This window comes from Pseudomonas machongensis (assembly GCF_034961125.1).
Lineage (GTDB): Bacteria > Pseudomonadota > Gammaproteobacteria > Pseudomonadales > Pseudomonadaceae > Aquipseudomonas > Aquipseudomonas machongensis.
In genome coordinates this window covers 1-17926 of the sequence record NZ_JAYFUI010000090.1, presented here as the reverse complement: position 1 = coordinate 17926, position 17926 = coordinate 1, and the positions used below count along the sequence as shown (strand labels likewise).

Annotated in this window: 10 protein-coding genes and 2 rRNA genes; 4 read left to right on the top strand and 8 right to left on the bottom strand. The window is 61.8% G+C overall.

From position 1 onward, the window contains the following. Positions 1-127: 127 nt before the first annotated feature. A 5S ribosomal RNA gene (rrf, locus tag VA602_RS09660) occupies positions 128-243 on the top strand. A 109-nt stretch (positions 244-352) separates the two neighbouring features. Continuing rightward, positions 353-468, top strand: a 5S ribosomal RNA gene (rrf, locus tag VA602_RS09655). A 117-nt stretch (positions 469-585) separates the two neighbouring features. Here rrf (VA602_RS09655) and VA602_RS09650 read toward each other — a convergent pair. The 6 genes from VA602_RS09650 to VA602_RS09625 form a co-directional block, all read right to left on the bottom strand. Continuing rightward, positions 586-1053 carry an SRPBCC family protein gene (locus tag VA602_RS09650; protein WP_063541792.1) on the bottom strand — a complete coding sequence of 156 codons (468 nt, stop codon included), beginning with the start codon at positions 1051-1053 and terminating at the stop codon, positions 586-588. A 35-nt stretch (positions 1054-1088) separates the two neighbouring features. Continuing rightward, positions 1089-4520, bottom strand: a complete 3432-nt coding sequence (locus tag VA602_RS09645; protein ID WP_323453111.1) for an amino acid adenylation domain-containing protein — start codon at positions 4518-4520, stop codon at positions 1089-1091. 10 nt (positions 4521-4530) lie between these two features. Then, positions 4531-5460 carry a diiron oxygenase gene (locus VA602_RS09640; protein WP_323453110.1) on the bottom strand — a complete coding sequence of 310 codons (930 nt, stop codon included), beginning with the start codon at positions 5458-5460 and terminating at the stop codon, positions 4531-4533. Continuing rightward, complete coding sequence (locus tag VA602_RS09635; RefSeq protein WP_323453109.1) at positions 5457-6233, bottom strand: DUF3050 domain-containing protein; 777 nt, start codon at positions 6231-6233, stop codon at positions 5457-5459. Before VA602_RS09635 ends, VA602_RS09640 begins: the two co-directional genes overlap by 4 nt. A 592-nt stretch (positions 6234-6825) precedes the next feature. Beyond that, a complete protein-coding gene (locus VA602_RS09630; RefSeq protein WP_153774115.1) occupies positions 6826-7410 on the bottom strand; it encodes a thioesterase II family protein in 585 nt (194 codons plus the stop codon). A 72-nt stretch (positions 7411-7482) separates the two neighbouring features. After that, positions 7483-8175 (bottom strand): GntR family transcriptional regulator, encoded by a 693-nt coding sequence (locus tag VA602_RS09625; protein ID WP_112899477.1) that lies wholly within the window; start codon positions 8173-8175, stop codon positions 7483-7485. A gap of 204 nt (positions 8176-8379) precedes the next feature. Between VA602_RS09625 and lapG the strand changes: the two genes are divergently transcribed. Beyond that, a complete protein-coding gene (lapG, locus tag VA602_RS09620; protein WP_323453108.1) occupies positions 8380-9141 on the top strand; it encodes a cysteine protease LapG in 762 nt (253 codons plus the stop codon). A gap of 9 nt (positions 9142-9150) precedes the next feature. After that, positions 9151-11097 (top strand): cyclic di-GMP receptor LapD, encoded by a 1947-nt coding sequence (lapD, locus tag VA602_RS09615; RefSeq protein WP_065862969.1) that lies wholly within the window; start codon positions 9151-9153, stop codon positions 11095-11097. 98 nt (positions 11098-11195) lie between these two features. Here the strand turns inward: lapD and VA602_RS09610 are convergent, their stop codons facing one another. Continuing rightward, on the bottom strand, positions 11196-11537 hold the full coding sequence (locus VA602_RS09610) for a hypothetical protein (protein WP_054895500.1): 342 nt from the start codon (positions 11535-11537) through the stop codon (positions 11196-11198). Positions 11538-11696: 159 nt separating this feature from the next. Beyond that, positions 11697-17926 (bottom strand): immunoglobulin-like domain-containing protein (locus VA602_RS09605; RefSeq protein WP_323453107.1); only part of this gene is annotated, 6230 nt, incomplete at its 5' end.

The window sequence follows — 17926 nt, the reverse complement described above, 5'->3', positions numbered from 1 at the left end:
CCCAAGCAATTTGCTTTGCAGATTGTGGTGGTGAAGACGAAACGAACCGAAAGTTCGAAGCGACTCACAAAGATCACATATCCGAATTGGCTGGCGTGTCTGCAAAGGCGCACTGGCAACCGAATTTCTTGACGACCATAGAGCATTGGAACCACCTGATCCCATCCCGAACTCAGCAGTGAAACGATGCATCGCCGATGGTAGTGTGGGGTTTCCCCATGTGAGAGTAGGTCATCGTCAAGATTCATTTCGCAAAACCCCTATCTGCGCGAGCAGGTAGGGGTTTTGTCTTTAAGTAGAGAGTACAGAGATTCGCAGGCACGTCCTTGAGACGGGCCAGCACACAGAATTTCTTGACGACCATAGAGCATTGGAACCACCTGATCCCATCCCGAACTCAGCAGTGAAACGATGCATCGCCGATGGTAGTGTGGGGTTTCCCCATGTGAGAGTAGGTCATCGTCAAGATTCATTTCGCAAAACCCCTATCTGCGTGAGCAGGTAGGGGTTTTGTCTTTCTGGCGTCCAAGAAAAACCGCTGCTGTGGGGAGCGCACTTCCCACAACAGCGGCCTGGTTATCGCCTTCAGCTCAGCAGATTGCGCACGTTCGCCATCGCCTCATCGGCAAAGCCCTGGAGAAATGCCTGGAAGCCTGGCAATGCCTCTGGGCCGCCCTCCCAAGGTTCGGCCTGGATAGTCCAGACCGCACGGCTGCGATGCGCATCCAGCGCCTCGACCTGCATCGCAGCCCACAGGTTGCCGATATTCAGGCTGGTGTAGATCAGGCTCCAAGTCATCTGCATTGTCTGCTCGTCTCGTGAGTTCAACTGCTCGATGACCACATTGCCGTCCTTGAACAGTTTCTTGCGCACCGAACGTACGCCGCTTCCGGTCATGTCGATGTGGGCCAAAGCGGGGATGAACACCGGGAAGCCAGCGAAGTTGCCAACGATGTTCCATACCGCCTCCGCCGGAGCTGCAATGTCCACGCTGGATACCACCAGGCAGCCTTGTGGATTACGGATCAGCGTGTCGGGTTTGAGTGTTTGCATGCGATGTTGCTCCTGTTGTGGATGAACCGAAGGAATCAGAGAAAGCCGATAGCGCTCAGGTAGCGGCAGCCGCGACGCAGCAACTGCGCGTCCTTGGCCGGGTAGCAGATGCCCATGCGCCGAACACCCTCGCGGGCATTACCGTGCTCGATGCTGGAGATATCGCCGATGTCCTCCTCGAAGCCGTCGAGGTAGAAGCCCAGGACATCGAACAGCGCGTTGTCGCGATCTACGCGACTCAACTGGCCTTGCCACTGCTCCACCTCGACCAGCTCGAAGCGGTGGCCCTGCTCGCGGAACGCGGCCAGGTAGTCTTGCCAACGCAGCGGTTCTGGGTTGTGCAGGTTGAAGACGCATTGCGCGGGTTGGTGCCTGCTGCTGTGGAAGGCGATGAAGCGGGCGAGGAAGTCCACCGGCATGAGGTCGAAATCGATCTCCAGTCGTGGTACTTGGCCCAGCTGCAGTGAGCCCTTGAGCATCAGCATCAAGCGATTGCGCTGGGGCTGGCATACGCCATTGCGGCTGTCGAAGCTGATATTGCCGGGGCGGAACAGATTTACCCGTACCCCTGCTTCACGCGCCCGCTGGAGAATACGTTCGCCGACCCATTTGCTCAGGTTGTAGCCGTTGCGGATGTAGATCGGCGGAGTCGACACGGGGCCTTGCTCCAGCACGCGGCCGTCGCTGTCCATTGCGCTACACGCGGACAGCGTCGAGACGAAGTTGAAGACCTTCTTGCGCCGCCCTTCGCACAGGCGCAGGCACTCGAACAGCGGTTCGATGTTGTCGCTGGCCAGGGCCTGGTAGTCGAGTACGTGATTGACCTGGGCGGCGTTGTGCACCAGTGCACCGTAGTTCAGGTCGAGATCGTCGTAGTCCGCGTCGCTCAACCCCAGCCGAGGACGGCGCAGGTCCGCGTCGAATACCCGCACGCGCTCATCATCGAGGCTCAGCTGATTGTCTGTCAGCGCCTGCCTGAAGCGTTCACTGGCCGTCTGGGTTGCGTTGCTACGTACCAGGCACGCCACCTCCGTGGCCCCCCAGCCGAGCAGTGCTTCGACCAGATGCACGCCGAGAAAGCTGTTGGCGCCCGTGACGATGACCTTGTGCACATCTCCCATGGCCTGCAGGGGCAGTACCTGAAGGTTCAAGTCACGGTTGGCGTCCTGCTCCAGGCGTTCGAGTGAACTGTCCAGTGCGTCAGCGTCACCGTCGAGCAGCGCACCCAGGCGCTGTAGCGTCGGCTGTTCGATGAAGCGATTGATCGCCACGCCGCGGCCGAAGGCCTGGCGCACTTCCAGCAGCAGCCTCGACAGCAGGATCGAATGTCCGCCCAGGCTGAAGAAGCTGTCGTCGGCGGAAATATCCGCCTGGTCCAGTTCCAGCAGCTCACTCCAGAGCCCCAGCAGACGCTGCTCGGTTGGTGTGCTGGGTGCTACTCGCTGTGCCGGTGGCAGCGTCAGTGGCAGTGCCCGCAACGCCAGGCGGTCGACCTTGCCGTTAGCGGTGTAGGGCATCTGCTCCAACACCTGGTAGAACCCCGGACGCATGTAGTCGGGCAGATGCCGCTCAGCGTGCTGACGCAGTGCAGTGTCGGCCTGATGGCTTGTCGGCTGCGCAGCGAAAGCCAGCACGCGGCGCTGGGCATCGATCACCACTGCGATCTGTGCATACAGGCCGCTGTTGCGCAGGCAGTGCTCGATTTCTTCCGGCTCTACGCGAAATCCACGGATCTTCACCTGATTGTCGCGTCGCCCGCACAGCTCGATACCCTGTGCGGTCCATTTGCCAATGTCACCTGTACGGTAGGTACGCAGCGAACGGCCATCGGGCAAGTCGAGTGCGATGAAACGCTCGGCGGTCAGTTCTGGATTGTTGAGATACCCCAGCCCGACCCCCGGGCCGCAGATGTACAGTTCTCCGGGCGTCTCCTGAGTGACCGGCTGCAAATCGTCGTCCAGGATCAGCACCTGAGTATTGGCGATCGGCACCCCCAGGTTGCGATTACTGTCACCGGCAGCGCAGATGCGCGTAGTCGCCAATACCGTGGTTTCGGTTGGGCCATAGATGTTGTGCATCCGACATTGTTCGCTGTACCGCGCGATGACCTGGGGCTCGCAGACATCGCCTCCGGTGATCAGGTGGCGCAGGCCAAGCGGTTCATCAGGCGGGAGGATGCTCAGCAGTGCTGGCGGCAGAAACGCATGGCTCACGGCCTGGCTGTGGATAAGTTGCACCAGTAGCTGGGGATCACGGCGCTGGTCATCGCTGGGAATGACCAGTTCCGCGCCGCAGGCGAAGGTCGGCAGGATATCCAGCAGCGAGGCATCGAAGCCGATGGTTGAGAACTGAAGCACCCGGCTGTGCGCATCCAGCGCGACATGCTCGCGATACCAGGCGATGAAGTGGGTGAGGTTGCGCTGGCTGAGCAACACGCCTTTCGGTTGGCCGGTGGTGCCAGAGGTGTAGATCGCCACGCAGGCCCGCTCTGATGTCCCTTGCCGCAGGACCAGCGAGGGCAGGCAACTGTCAGTGGCCGCCTGCAGCGTGCGCACATCCAGCAGGGCCAGTCCGGCATGTGGCTGGCCGTCATGCAGCAGTACCCGCGCCCCGGAGTCCTGCAGGATACGTTGGCGACGCTCTGTGGGCGTCGTCGGGTCCAGTGGCAGGTAGATTGCGCCGCAACCCAATATCGCCAGCACGCTGGCATAGAGTGCCGGCGACTTGGCCAGACACACGCCCACCACCACAGGCTGATCGTCCTGATCAGGCAGTAATGGCAACAGTGCCCGTTGCAAGGTCACGGCGAGAGCGTGCAGGTCGTGATAGCTGCTGCGCTGGCCATCGCGGTTCAGCGCCGGTTGCTGCGCGTACTGGCGCAGAGGCTGCTCCAGGCCCTCCATCAAGCCGACTTCACTCGATACCAGCAGGTCTGCGCGCTGGGAGCGGTTGAACGGATGACGGTAGGCCAGCGTTTGCAGCCAATCCAGGCCGTGCTCACGCATCTGTAGGCCAGGCTCGACGGTGCACGTTTCGCTCAGGTGTTGCGGATCGCGGGCGAGGCAGGCGACCTGATGGGTGGCCTGCTCCTCCAAAGCTCGCACGGCATCTTCACGCAGTTGCTGGCCATTGCCCGAGGAGGGTGCGACCAATGATACCCGGCTGATCAGGCGCGCAGCCGTGGCACTGGCGCACCAGCACAGCAGTTCCAGGTGTGGCAGGGTGTCGCCGTGGCTGGCGCCCAGGCGGATCCTGAGCAACGGCGTTTCCCCCAGGAGGGCCCAGTCACTGGTGCACAGCACCAGGCTGCCGTCTTCCAGAACCAGAGAGTGATGGCTGGCCAGGGCCTGGCGTAGCGCCGAGGGTGTACCGGCCAGCAGGGTGCCGTGGCCCTGCTCGTCGAGTATCCGGGCCAGGTTGCGCAGCGCGAGGCTGTGACCGACCAATAGTATGTCGAGACGTCGCATGCGGATCTCCTCAGGGCAGGTAGCCGCGCAGGGCTTCCTGCACGCAAGGCGACTCGAGCATCGAGCTGCTGCGGAAGAAGCGCAGGATGTTGCCCAGCAACGGATGCTGGTGGTTGATCGGATAGGCCAGGCCGAGCACTTCTTCGCGCAGCGACTGGCGCAGTGTTTCGTTGACTGGCAACGCCTCGATCAGCTTGAAGTCGAAGGCCTGCTGGATGTCGTTGGTCAGGTACTGGCCCAGGAACACGGGCAGCACCTGGGCGATCATCTGGCGATCGACCTCCGGCGCGCCTTGCCAATAGATCCGCGTCAGACGCGCCCAGAAGCTCGAATGCCGACCCTCGTCGAGCAGGTGATCGGCCATCAGCCCCTTCACCGAAGGCTTGACCGTGTCATCGCGGGCAAAGGCGGCGACATCGTCGGTCAGGGTGTTTTCGGCGATGCCGACGCAGATCAGCTCAAGGGCGTCCCGCAGCGCTTCTGGCACCTGTGCCAGTGCAGAGGGGATCGCACGGCTGAGTTCGATCTCGGTAGGCAGGGCGATCGGCTCGAGGCCGGTCAGGGCGATGGTCTGCTGCAGGAAGTCCATGGCCACCAGCGCGTGGTAGTCCTCGTCGACCACCACGGTCATTGCGTCATAGCGACAGGCGAAGGGAAAACGCACGGTGAAGCGGTCCTTGGCTATCCGCCGGGCCGTGCGGTCGACGATCTCGGTCTCGAAGATCACCACGTCGTTGATGAACTTGTAGAGGCTCTGCACCAGCACGAAATCACGCAGGTGTGGGCAAGCCCGTTGGAACGTGGCGCTTTGCACCAATGGTTGGCGGCTGAGCGGGTAGATCAGCCGCTGGTCGTCCTCGATCCGACGCCGCGGGCGGGTGCGGATGGTGGCGCGCTCCTCCCAGGCGTCGGCGAAGGAGCGGTATTCGAGCGCATTCATGGCGTGACCTCGCTGGCGGCTACCTGCAGCGAAGCGCGCAGACGATCCCACAACGCGGTGCGGCTCTGGACAGCGGCGATGGCGGCTTCGTACACCTCTTGCTGACGTTGCGGATCATCGTTCACCAGGCGCGCCAGCAGCGCTTCGGCGGCCGGACCGTGATCTTCGGCGTCGACCTCGATGTGGCGCTGCAGGTAATAGCGGAAGGTCGGGGCCTGCGCCTGGCCGATGCCCCACTCGTCGAGGATTTGCTGGAACATCGCCGGGATGACACTTTCACGGCCATGCAGGAACGCTGCTGCCACGCGATGGGCAGGCGCGTTGAGTGCCACGTCGAGTGTGTCGACGACGAAGTGCCTGGCTGCCTCGCTGGCGCCGCAGCGCTGCAGGGCGGTGGCGTAGTCGAACCCCTGTTGTTGCAGGTGGACGAAGTGCTCGATTGCCTGCGTGTTGGCACCGACTTCGCGCATGGCGTCCAGGTACAGTTCGAAGTGGCTGTAGTGGCCGTGCTGCGGGCAGTCATCAGACTCTTCGCCGAGCACGATCTCGTTGATCAGCCGGGCAGCGGCGGGATCCGCCGGTGGTAGCCAGGGCAGGCTTACGCAGGTCAGTTCCCGTTGCAGGCGCTTGGTCAGCGACATGAAGTCCCACACCGCGAAAACATGGGTTTCCATGAAGCGTTGCAAGGTCTCGACGTTGTCGATTTCTGAAAAGAGTGGATGTCGTGCGAGCGTGGCCTTATGACTGGAAAGTGTGCGCTTCAATGTGCTCATGAGTAATATCCATTGTGCGAAAGTTGGCGTGTTTTCCCGATAAGTTGCAGCCTCTGAAATACATCGGGCGAACGCGGGCCTCGACATATACTCGATGGCTGAACAGTCTCAGGGATAGTGGCCGCCCCTTGATTCATCTGGCTTGTGCGGAGTCAAGCCGTGGCGGGTGCCGGCGATATGAAAGTTAGATCAACATCAAAGTGTGTCGCAAATGTTTTTTGAAATATTTTCAATATTTAAAAAAGTTGAATTAATAGTGATTCGAATAAAACACTTTGAAAGTTTTATTTTGGCAAGACAGGCCCCTTCCGATAATTAATCATCAGAAAACGAAGTTGAGTGAATGCCTCACTCGAAGCACTGGTGAATGGGAGTGCGAAGATATTCCACTGTTGAGGGGCGGCTGATCGCCACGCGGCCCTTGCCCCGGTGTCGGGCTCCTTCTGCGGGTAAATGGAAGGCATACGACCGGGCCCGGGATGGACGATCAGCAGTCGCAGCGCGACTAGAGTGGGCTCAAACGACTCGCGCTGCCATGGTCATCGGCAGCGTATCGGGGGAAACAATGACCTCAAGAGGGGGAGTTGCGTGCTTAGAAGCCCAGCAAGCCAAGATGCGTGTTGAAGATTCTGACGAGTCTTTGGTCCTGATATGACTTGTCGACGCTGTGCTCGGGCAGCTCGATGAGCTCCAGTTCGCGCCGGACGAAGGCGTGCCAGCCAAGCATTTCGGGGAGTGTTCCAGGTGGGTAGAGCACCGTCACCGGTATCCGTACGGCATTCTCGCTGGCAGCGGGCTCGGCGACCCTTGGGCTGTCACAGCTGGAAACAAACAAATGGCGGGTCTGCTCGGGGTATTCGCGTTCCGCGAGTTGGGCCAGCTCGAACGCCATGTGGGCGCCCAGGCGCTGACCAAAAAGGGCATGGGGCCCTTCAAGGTAGGGATGCAGGTACTTGGCCACGGTTCGGGCGAGGGCGGAGGGGCCTTGCAGCGGATTACACGGGCTGCATTCGGCATGGCGTCTGACATCCACCGCTACCAGTTCGATATGGTCGCTCAGGGCATGGGACCAGGCGCGGTATTGCTCCAGGTGCTCCTGGCTGCAGGCAAGGCAGATGAGACGGGTTCTCGGGGGTTGCCCGGAGTGCTCTGTTACCGATGGTTTCTGGACGTGCACTGTCTGTCCTTCGCTCCGTTCGGTAACGGAGCTTCATGGCTGACACGGCTTGTGGCTGTGTCAGCGGGTGATTCACCTGGCGGCTTGGCTGTTCAGGTAGTTCCTGATGGTGCGGGATGCCGTATTGAGGTGCCTTTCCAGCACGTCGATCGCCTGGTCGACCAACTTGTCGCTGGCCGCGTCCACCAGTGCGATATGGTCGTCCTGAGTCAGCTTTCCCAGGCCCATGGACGACAGGTGGAAGCGCAGGAAGCGCTCCTCTTCGTTGAGTTCGATCTCGATCATGCGCAACAACTTGTGGTTGTGCGCCTTGCTGTACAGCGTCATGTGGAACAGGCGGTTGAGGCGTCCGATCTCGGCGTGGCGCGTCTCGTTTTCCAGTTGCTGGATATAGCTGCGGGCGAGGGCGATGTCGCTTGCGTCCAGGTGGGGAATCGACTGGCGCAGCGCTTCTGTCTCGAGCAGAACGCGCAGGCCGTAGGTGTCGACGGCATCCTCGTCGATCAGCGGTGCGACCACGGCGCCCTTGTGCATCACCACCTTGAGCAGTGATTGCGCCTCGAGCTGGCGCAGCGCCTCGCGTACCGGCATGCGGCTGACCCCGAACAGGCCAGCGAGCTCCTGCTGGCGCAAGGCAGTGCCAGGAGGAAGCCGGCCATCGACAATGGCGCTGCGCAAACGCTCTTCGATCACGCTGCGGGCCAGGTGTGCTGGCACCTGCTCGTTACCCAGCACGGAGCTGAGGAATCTGGTTTTCTCGGCCACGCGGAGTCTGCCTCGATGATTGTGATGATTGGATCCAATAAACCTAGTCAGCGGGGTGATGGCTTGTCAAACCGCGGTGACGGACGCCTGCGGCCGATGGACTGCGGCTATCGTGAATGAAGTCATCGAGCAAAGGAAGTCGGACTTTTCCTGGCTCGATGATCGTAACCTCCTACGCTTTTTCAAGCGCACCGTGATTGTAAGGTGCCATTGTCTTTTCCCCCGGCAAGCCGCACCATCGCTGCTTTCGACTGGTCTGGATGGGTGTTCGCAGTGGCGATACCTGGAATGCTCAATTTGGTCGTGCGTCGCCTCGGCCTCGCCGTACTGCTTGGCTGCCTGCTGCTGGGCGGCCTGCATGCGGATTGGGATTTCGCCCAGATCAGCCGTCGCGCGCAACAGCTGTACGGCCCGCTTGGCCCAGGGCAGGGGCGTATCGACGCCTGGCAGAACCTGATGGCCACGCAGAACCAAGGCAGCGAGCTGGACAAGCTGCAGGTCGTCAATCTGTTCTTCAACAAGCAGCTGCGTTATGTCGAGGACATCGACCTGTGGCATGAAGTCGATTACTGGGCCACGCCGGTCCAGTCGCTGATCAAGGGCGCCGGCGACTGCGAGGACTACGCCATCGCCAAGTATTTCAGCCTGCGCCGCATGGGGGTGCCCGCCGAAAAACTGCGCATCACCTACGTCAAGGCGTTGCGCCTGAACCGTGCGCACATGGTCCTGACCTATTATTCAAGCCCACAGGCCCAGCCGCTGGTGCTGGACAGCCTGATGGACGCGATCAAGCCGGCCAGCCAGCGCAACGACCTGCTGCCGGTCTATGCCTTCAATGGCGAGGGTTTGTGGCTGACCGGCGCCGGCGGCAACAAGAAGGTCGGCGACACCAAGCGCCTGTCACGCTGGCAGGACGTGCTGAAGAAAATGCAGGCCGAAGGGTTCCCGGCCGAACCGGTTTATTGAGGAGCACAGATGTCACTGTTCAAACAATTGTTGCTTGCCATATGCCTGCTCCTGGCCATTGCCTTCAGCGGCAGCTTCATGGTCAGCCTGGAGAGTTCGCGCAGCCAGTACGTCAACCAGCTGCGCTCCCACGCCCAGGACGCGGCGACGGCGCTGGCCTTGTCGCTCACACCCAACATCGATGATCCGGCAATGGTCGAGCTGATGGTCAGCTCGATCTTCGACAGTGGTTATTACTCGAGCATCAAGGTCATCGACCTGGACTCCAACGCCGTCCTGGTCGAGCGTCATGCCGAGCCGGACAGCAACGGGGTGCCAGGCTGGTTCATCGGCCTGATCGGGCTTGAGCCGGCCGGCGGCGATGCCATTGTCAGCCGGGGATGGCAGCAGGCCGCGCGGGTCGAGGTCATCAGCCACCCGATGTTCGCCCTGGCCAAGCTCTGGCAGAGTGCCCTGGGCAGCCTGGGCTGGTTGCTGCTGTGCGGCGTGGTGAGTGCGGTGCTGGGTGCACTGCTGCTGCGCCGTCAACTGAGGCCGCTGGACTACATGGTGGCGCAGTCCCACGCGATCGCCCGCCGTGAGTTCCTCAGCCTGCCTGAGCTGCCGCGCACGCCAGAACTGCGTCGGGTGGTGCAGGCGATGAACCAGATGGTCGAGAAGCTCAAGGCACTGTTCACCGAACAGGCCGAGCGCAGTGAAAAGCTGCGCAGCGAGTCGTACCAGGACAGCCTCACGGGGCTGGCCAACCGGCGCTACTTCGAAATGCAGTTGAATACGCGTGTCAGCAACCTCGAAGAGGCCCGAGCCGGTTATCTGCTGTTGCTGCGGGTGCAGGACCTGGCCGGCCTCAACGCCCGCCTGGGTGGTCAGCGCACCGACCAGTTGTTGCAGGCGGTGGGCGAGCAGCTGCGGCGCACATGCGCCAGCTATCCGGAAACCAAGGACCTGATTACCCGCAGCCGCGGTGGCGAGTTTGCTGTTCTGGCACCGGGCATGGTGCATGAAGAGGCGGTGCAACTGGCACAGGCCCTCGAGGCGACCTTGCAGAGCCTGCATGTGACGGGTGCCAGCGATGTCGACCCGGTGGCGTGTATCGGATTGGCGCCGTTCAGCCCTGGGGACGCACCGCAAGCCCTGTTGAAGCTGGCTGACGAGGCGCTGGCACGGGCCGAGAGCCAACCGGAGCCAGGCTGGGTCTGCCTGGAGCAGGGCGCCGCGGCCCAAGCTGCTGACAGCCATCACGCCTGGCATTCACGTCTTGACCAGGCTCTGGACAAGGGCCAGTTCCAACTGTTCTTCCAGCCTGTGGTGGACTGCCATGCGCCAGAGCGAGTCCTGCACTACAAAGTGATTTCGCGCCTGTACGACGGACAGGACGAGGCGCTTGTCGCAGGGCGCTTCCTGCCGTGGCTCGAGCGTTTCGGCTGGATGCCACGGCTCGACCTGCTGGTGCTGGAGAAGGTGTTGCGGCATCTGCAACAGCATGGTGAGTCGCTGGCGCTGAACCTGTCTGCCGCCACCCTGGCCGATGCCAAGGCATTGCAGCGAGTCTACGAACTGCTGGGGCAGCATGCGGCATTGGGGCCGAGGTTGACCTTCGAGATCGGCGAGGAGCAACTGCCAGAACAGGCACAGCTGGAAAAACTGACCCGCCATTTGCACAAGCTCGGCTTCGGCCTGGCGCTGCAGCGCTTCGGCGGGCGCTTCAGCATGATCGGCAACCTGGCTCACCTGGGCTTGGCGTACCTGAAGATCGATGGCGGTTATATCCGCAGCATCGACCAGGAGCGGCACAAGCGGCTGTTCATCGAAGCGATCCAGGGGGCGGCGCACAGCATCGACCTGCCGTTGATTGCCGAGCGCGTGGAGACCGAAGGGGAGCTGCAGGTGTTGCGCGAGATGGGTGTGCAGGGGATTCAGGGGCAGTTGGTGGGCGAGCCGGCGCCCTGGAAATAAGGACGGTGTTGCGATCCGTAAAAGTGTGCTGCTCTTTTCGCGGGTAAATCGGCGTCCCGATTCACACGCGAAACGAGCAGCGCGGTATCAGCAACTCTTCAGATCAACCCGCCTTCTTCATCTTCTTCGATCAGGTTGTTCAGGCTTCCCAGCGCCTTGCGCGCGGTGGAGCGGTTGAGCAGTTTTGCTTGGGCGCCGGGAGGCAGGTCGGTGATGCTGAACACGCCCTTGGCGGTCAACACCTCGATCAGGTCCTCGAGCACACGGATCATGTCCAGATCGCTCTGTTTGAGCTGCTTGAGACTGTTCTCCACGACGTCATCGGCGAACCATTCCTGGATTTCGGCATGGTCGGCCGGCAGCGCTTCGGTGTACTCGGCAAAGGCAGCTGCTTCTACCCGCAGCAACTGGCCGTTGGCGTCGCGTTGCACGTAGAACATGGCATCGACCCTCGTCACGATGATTCCTTCTTGGTTGTCAGCAGCATAGGCAAAGTTCAACAGGCCTGCCGGGCCCGGCAAGCGAGTATGCGCCGTGAGGCGACGGCAGGAAAGCGCCAAGCCCCTGGCGGCCGGTGAAGGCCGTCAGGGGCGTGGGCATCAGCTGTTGGAGTTGTCGATCTTGATGGTCGGGTCGGCGCCACTGATCAACGAGTTGATCGTGGTGTTCGACCAGTTCACACCCTCGAGCTTGATCGACACATCCGCGTTGGCCAGGCCACCGGCGGCATTGAGCTTGCCCTCGGTGCTGACCTGCAAGGTCGACTCACCGTTCACGGTGGTGATCTTCAGGAAGTTGTCGATGGTGCTGGCCTTCTCGCCCTGCAGCAGGTCGCGCAGATCGAGGCGGTCGCCCTCACTGGCCTTGAAGTCCTTGATCACATCGTTGCCCAGGTCGCCGGCCTTCCACACGAAGGTGTCGGCACCGGTGCCACCGATCAGGATGTCATCGCCCTTGCCACCGATCAGCACGTCGTTGCCGGCACCACCGATGAGGATGTCGTTGCCTTCACCGCCCAGCAGGGTGTCGTTGCCGGTGCCGCCGAGCAGGATGTCGTTGCCACGACCACCGTCGATGTAGTCGTCGCCACCCTGGCCGAAGATGATGTCGTCACCATCGCCGCCCATCAGCGTGTCGTTGCCATCGTTGCTGCGCGAGACATCGAACTCGGTGTAGTGCTCGGTGATGTACTTGTGCATCGCCCGCCCATCTACATCGCCCGCATCGAGGCCCAGCTTGTTGGCGACATAACCGCGAATCGCATCGACACCGGTACCTGCGACCGAGTCGAAGGTGACCAGGTCACCGAAGATGATGTCGTTGCCATCACCGCCGTTGACCGTGTCGTTACCTGGCTGGGTGACCTCGGTGTGCCCAAGGATGGCCTCGGCCAGCTTGCTCGGGTCGATGTTGGTCTGCGGTTTGCCATCGGTGTCGAACGGTTTGAGGTCATTGGCCTTGATATCGCTGTTCAGGCCGATGGCCTCGACCTGCGACAGCCCCGACAGCAGCTTGAAGGCGGCGGTCGAGTCGTTCAGGGTCGCGGTCGTGGTATCGGAGCCGTTACCGGCGCGGGAGGACAGTTCGTAGCCACCGTTACCTTCGGCACGTACATCGCCGCTGGTGGTCACGGTCCAGCCGCCCCAGGAGTAGGTCTGGACGGTCAGCTTGCCGGTACTGTCGATGGTTATGTAGTTCGTATTGTTCAGGTACGTGGAGATCGTATTGCCTGGTTTCCAGTTGTTCGCAGTCAGGAAGCTGTCCAGCGTGGTGCTGGTGGTGCCCAGGGTCGGGTTGCCGCGCTCGCTGGTCTGGTAGTAGGTCGGCTTGCCGTCGGTGACGAAGAACGTCTGGTTGCTGCCGGTGTTGCCAGCATTCTGGAGGTTCTGGAACCAGTTGGCGGTGGTCTTGAAGGCATCCTCGTAGTTGGTACCACCGTCGGAGTTCAGCGTCTTCAGAGCGTTGAGCAGGGTCTGCAGGCCGGCATCGTTGAGGGTCACCGAGACCGTGGATTTCACCTGGCTGGCGAAGTCCACGAGCAGGATGTTCACGGTACCGGACTGGTCGCCCTTGACGCTGGCGGCCAGGGTCTTGAACACCGACTCCAGCGACTTCTTCGCCGCATCCACGCCAGACGAGCCCATGCTGCCCGAGGTGTCGACGATGAAGGCGATGTTGTAGTTCTGACCTGGCACCACGTGCAGGCCGACCACGTCGGCGACGACGATATCGTTGCCATCGGTACCGGCAAAGTTGTCGCCTTCGGAGGTCAGGTTGCTGGTGTTGTAGGTCTGCGGGTACACCGTGACCTTGATGGTGCCCTCGTTGGTCGCGGTGCTGCCGCCAACGCTTTCGCTGGAGGTCGAGCTGACCTTCACGTCGAACTGGCCGCTGTAGTAGGCCGGTGGCTTGATTGCCAGGCTGCCCAGGTTCCAGCCGGTGACATCCACCGCGCTGCTGCCGACGGTGAAGCTGTGGCCTGCGTTGTCGCTGATCACCGAACCTGCCGGGATGCCGCTGAGCTTGACGCTCAGGGTTTCCGAACCGTCGGTGTCGGTCAGGTTGGTGCTGATGCCCACCAGCTTGACCGGCGCGCCATTCTCGCGGCCTTCGTTGAGCTTGTAGCCTTCGTAGTAGCCTTGGCCGTTGCTGCCGTGCAGGTCGGACACCGTCAGGCCTGCATTGGTCATGGAGCCTACGTTCGGGTACATCGGGATGGTCGAGCTGTTCAGGTCGGTGACCGCGCCGTTGCCCACCTTGATGTTGATGTCCAGGCTGCCAGGGCCGGCCTGGTTGGCGTTGTAGATCTCCAGGGTGTAGTAGCCGCTGGTGGTCGGGGTGTAGCTGCCGGTGATCGCGCCACTGGCATTGCCCCAGGTGCCGCTGGCGACGTTCTTGCCACCAATGACGATTTGCAGGCTGTCGTCGGCCGTGCCGCTGAAGGTGTAGGTTTTGCCGGCTTCCAGATAGATCAGGCCGGAGGTCTTCGAGCCGGTGCCCGGGGTCACGGTGGCGGTGGTGTCGACGGTCGTGACCTGCTCGCTCTTGTTCGCGTTGCCGGAGTTGGCGAACACGTTCTTGAGTTGGTCGCCGGTGATGCCGTTACCGTTGTTGCCCAGGCCGTTGAGGCTGTTCCAGGTTTCCTTGGTCAGGCCGATCGAGTTGACGTTGTTGTTGCCGATCGACAGGTCAGGCCTGTCGGCGACCGGCGCGATGTCGACCTTCATGGTTACTTCGCTGCCGGTGTTGGTGCCGTCGTTGGGCTTGTACTTGATCTGCGCGTAGTCGGCCTGCTTGTTGCCCACGCCGCTGCCACCGTAACCGTCGACCCCCGACTGGTTGGCCAGCGGTACGAATTTGAGCTTGCCGGCGGCGATGTCGGCCTGGCTGATGGTCTGGTTGAGCGACACGTCGACCCACGAAGTGCCGTTGAAGAACTTCAGGTTGCCCAGATCCGGCAGCTTGCTGATCGTCACGCCGAGGCCAGTGTTGCCATCGGCGTCGGTGACCTTGAAGTCGCCCCACTGGAACACGTAGTCGGTGTCTTCGGTGCCGGTGACGGCGCCGCCTGGCGATACCGGCATGTGGTCATTGTCGATGATCGTGGTAGTGACGCTCGACTTGCTCGGGTTGACCTGCAGGTTTTCGAAGCCGCCGCCGCTGACACCGCTGATCTGGATGGTGAAGTTTTCCGAGCCTTCGACGAGCTGGTCGTCAATGGTCTTGATGTCGAAGTTGGCGGTGCTGGCGCCGGCCGGAATCTTCACGGTGACCACACCGGTGTAGTCCTGGCCGTTGGTGGCGGTGCCGCTGTAGCTCAGGGTGACAGTGACCTCGGTCTTGGACGGATTGGTCAGGGTCAGGGTGTAGTGCGCGGTGTCGCCTTCGGTCACCGAGGTGTCGCCGCTGATGCCCACGGTGGTCAGGTCGCCCTGGCCGCTCGGCTCGTCGGTGACGGTGGTGGTGACGGTGTTGCTGCCGAGGGTCAGCTTCTCGAAGTTGTCGCCGCCGGTGACCGATTCGATCTTGTTGACGATCGGTGCCTGGCCGCCGACATAGACGTCATCCTTGGCGGTGATGGTGAAGGTACCGGTGGCGCTGCCAGCCGGAACGGTCACTTTTGTGCCGTCGCTGAGGGTGAACACCAGGCCGTTGTGGCCGGTAACCGACAGGCCTTGGGCATTGGTCAGGGTGACGGTGTAGGTCACCTGGCCGCCTTCGGTGACGGTGGTCTTGTCGGCGGACAGGGTCGCGACGACTTCGCTGATGGTGTCGGCGATCTGTACGGTGGCCGAGCCACCCAGTTCCAGGTTCTCGAAGGTCTTGCCCGGAACGGTGGCGTCGCTGATGCCCACGGTCAGGGAGCCCGAGTCTTTGAAGACGTCATCACCCTGGGCTGGTGCCTTGTACTCGACCTGGGTCTGACCCGCAGCGATGGTGACCTTGTCGCCATTGCTCAGGGTGACGGTCAGCGGACGGTCCAGCGGCTGGTTCACTTTGACGGTGAACGACGGTTGCTGATCTTCGGTGACGTTGCCGTTGCTGACGATGGTGACCGAGACCTTGTCGCCCTGGTTGCCGGAGCCCGGAGTGCCGGTGCCGGGTTCGTCGGTGACAGAGGTGGTGACGGTATTGCTGCCGAGGGTCAGCTTCTCGAAGTTGTCGCCGCCGGTGACGGACTCGATCTTGTTGACGATGTTCGGCTGGCCGCCGACGTAAACGTCGTCCTTCGCGGTGATGGTGAAGGTGCCAGTGGCGCTGCCCGCCGGCACGGTGACCTTGGTGCCATCGCTCAGGGTGAATACCAGGCCGCCATGGCCGGTAACCGAAAGGCCTTGGGCGTTGGTCAGGGTGACGGTGTAGGTCACCTGGCCGCCTTCGGTGACGGTGGTCTTGTCGGCGGACAGCGTTGCAACGACTTCGCTGATGGTGTCCGTGATCTGCACGGTGGCCGAACCACCGAGCTCAAGGTTCTCGAATGTCTTGCCTGGAACGGTTGCGTCGCTGATGCCAACGGTGAGCGAACCGGAATCCTTGAAGACATCGTCGCCTTGCGCTGGCGCCTTGTACTCGACCTGAGTCTGGCCCGCGGCAATGGTGACCTTGTCGCCATTGCTCAGAGTGACAGTCAGCGGACGATCCAGAGGCTGATTCACTTTGACGGTGAACGATGGCTGCTGGTCTTCAGTGACATTGCCATTGCTGACGATGGTGACCGAGACCTTGTCGCCCTGGTTACCCGAGCCCGGCGTGCCCACGCCAGGTTCGTCGGTGACGGTGGTGGTGACGGTATTGCTGCCGAGGGTCAGTTTCTCGAAGTTATCTGCGCCGGTGACCGACTCCAGCTTGTTGACCAGCGAAGGCTGGCCACCCACATACACGTCATCCTTGGCGGTGACGGTAATCGAGCCGGTCTTCTGACCGGCTGCCACGGTGATCTTGGTACCGTCGCTCAGGGTGAACACCAGACCGCCGTGGGCAATGATCGGGAAGGCTGGCGGGCTGACCAAGGTCACGGTATAGGTGACCTGGCCGCCTTCGGCAACGGTGCTCTTGTCCACGGACAGGTTGGCGAACACCTCGGTGATGGTGTCGCTGATCTGCACGGTGGCTGAACCGCCGAGCTCCAGGTTCTCGAAGGTCTTGCCTGGAACGGTGGCATCGGTGATGCCGACGGTGAGCGAGCCTGCGTCCTTGAACACGTCATCGCCCTGGGCTGGCGCCTTGTACTCGACCTGGGTCTGGCCTGCAGCAATGGTGACTTTATCGCCGTTGCTCAGGGTGACGGTCAGCGGGCGATCCAGGATCTGGCTGACTTTCACGGTGAAGCTTGGCTGTTGTGCTTCGTTCACATCGCCGTTGCTGACGATGGTGACGGAGACCTTGTCGCCCTGGTTGCCGGAGCCCGGCGTGCCGGTGCCGGGTTCGTCGGTGACAGAGGTGGTGACGGTATTGCTGCCGAGGGTCAGCTTCTCGAAGTTGTCGCCACCGGCGACCGACTCGATCTTGTTGACGATGTTCGGCTGGCCGCCGACGTAGACGTCGTCCTTGGCGGTGATGGTGAAGGTGCCAGTGGCGCTGCCCGCTGGAACGGTGACTTTGGTGCCATCGCTCAGGGTGAACACCAGGCCGTTGTGGCCGGTAACCGACAGACCCTGGGCGTTGGTCAGGGTGACGGTGTAGGTGACTTGGCCGCCTTCGCTGACGGTGGTCTTGTCGGCGCTGAGGGTGGCGACTACTTCGCTGATGGTGTCGGTGATCTGCACGGTGGCCGAGCCACCCAGTTCGAGGTTCTCGAAGGTCTTGCCCGGAACGGTGGCGTCGCTGATTCCCACGGTCAGAGAGCCCGAGTCTTTGAAGACGTCATCGCCTTGGGCTGGCGCCTTGTACTCGACCTGGGTCTGGCCTGCAGCGATTGTGACTTTGTCGCCATTGCTCAGGGTGACAGTCAGCGGACGATCCAGTGGCTGATTCACTTTGACAGTGAACGACGGCTGCTGGTCTTCAGTGACATTGCCGTTGCTGACGATGGTGACGGAGACCTTGTCGCCTTCGTTGCCGGTGCCCGGAGTGCCGGTGCCCGGCTCATCGGTGACATCGGTTTTCACTTCGCCCTGACCCAAGGTCAGTTTTTCGAAGTTATCGGCGCCAGTGACGGACTCCAGCTTGTTCACGATGCTTGGCTGGCCGCCAACGTACACGTCGTCCGGCGCGTGGATGGTGATGGTGCCGGTGGCGCTGCCAGCCGGAACGGTCACCTTGGTGCCATCCGACAGAGTGAAGGTCAGGCCGCCGTGACCCTTGACGTCCAGGCCTTGGGCGTTGGTCA

Excerpts from the sequence above, each read along its gene's own strand:
- lapD (WP_065862969.1), top strand. The coding sequence starts at position 9,151 with ATGTCACTGTTCAAACAATTGTTGCTTGCCATATGCCTGCTCCTGGCC.
- VA602_RS09635 (WP_323453109.1), bottom strand. The coding sequence starts at position 6,233 with ATGAGCACATTGAAGCGCACACTTTCCAGTCATAAGGCCACGCTCGCA.
- VA602_RS09610 (WP_054895500.1), bottom strand. The coding sequence starts at position 11,537 with ATGTTCTACGTGCAACGCGACGCCAACGGCCAGTTGCTGCGGGTAGAA.
- VA602_RS09645 (WP_323453111.1), bottom strand. The coding sequence starts at position 4,520 with ATGCGACGTCTCGACATACTATTGGTCGGTCACAGCCTCGCGCTGCGC.
- VA602_RS09640 (WP_323453110.1), bottom strand. The coding sequence starts at position 5,460 with ATGAATGCGCTCGAATACCGCTCCTTCGCCGACGCCTGGGAGGAGCGC.
- VA602_RS09650 (WP_063541792.1), bottom strand. The coding sequence starts at position 1,053 with ATGCAAACACTCAAACCCGACACGCTGATCCGTAATCCACAAGGCTGC.